This is a genomic window from Haloferax sp. KTX1 (genome assembly GCF_902410085.1).
In the GTDB taxonomy this organism is placed as follows: domain Archaea; phylum Halobacteriota; class Halobacteria; order Halobacteriales; family Haloferacaceae; genus Haloferax; species Haloferax massiliensis.
On record NZ_CABPRH010000157.1, the window covers coordinates 1 to 457 of the forward strand.

The 457-nt window shown below is 62.8% G+C and carries 1 pseudogene; it reads right to left on the reverse strand.

From position 1 onward, the window contains the following. A pseudogene (locus FY251_RS21245) lies at positions 1-457 on the reverse strand (NAD(P)/FAD-dependent oxidoreductase); the annotation flags it as partial.

The window sequence follows — 457 nt, forward strand, 5'->3', positions numbered from 1 at the left end:
GTATGTCCACGTCGTCGGTGTAATTCAGCATAATCATCGCGACGTGGGCCGCGGCTTCGCCGGTGCCCATGACGAAGACGGGCTCGCCGACGAACATGAACGCGTCACAGTGGAGACACCAGTGCAGCCCTTTCCCGGTCCGCGGCAGCGGCGGATCCGGACGTTCGTCGGCGAACCCGGTCGCAAGGACGACTCGCTTTACTGCCAACTCATCGTCGCTCGTCGTCACGGTGAACCCGTCCTCGTTCCCGTCGGCGAGTGGTTCGACCGATTCGACGAAGCCCCGCTCGTAGGTCCCGCCGTAATCCTGCACCTGCTCGCGTGCAGTTTCTAAGAATTCGTTCCCCGAAACGTCCTCGGTGACGCCGATGACGTTGTGTGTGTCGGTCATCATCGCGGCGCGGCCGCCACCGCGGTTGATAACGATCGTGTCCATCCCCAGTCGGGTGGTGTACAG